Annotated in this window: 1 protein-coding gene; it reads right to left on the bottom strand. The window is 44.3% G+C overall.

The features are described from left to right. A partial coding sequence (locus tag AAEY79_RS14595; protein WP_352289022.1) for a DEAD/DEAH box helicase family protein occupies positions 1-280 on the bottom strand: 280 nt, incomplete at both ends.

Genomic DNA, 280 nt, shown 5'->3' with positions numbered 1-280 from the left:
CGCGCAAAATGGCTTTGCGTGCCCAATTGCTCAGGCGTTGCGGTTAATAACATCACACCCGGCGTTTCTTCGGCAAAATCTGCAATCAAGTCATATTTATCATTACCACCACGCTCTTCATCCCAATGCAGATGATGCGCCTCATCAACGACCAATAAGTCAAAACCCGCTTCCATCGCTTGGTCATACAAGTCAGGATGATCAAGCAATAAATCCATACCGGCAATCATACATTGCTCAGTTAAAAAGACATTTTGCTCAGGGTCATGTTCTTTAATTG

The organism is Psychrobacter sp. GW64-MNA-CIBAN-0177 (genome assembly GCF_040309585.1).
GTDB classification, from domain to species: Bacteria; Pseudomonadota; Gammaproteobacteria; order Pseudomonadales; family Moraxellaceae; genus Psychrobacter; species Psychrobacter okhotskensis.
The sequence above is the reverse complement of the archived record's forward strand: the minus strand, read 5'-3'. Positions and strand labels throughout refer to the sequence as shown.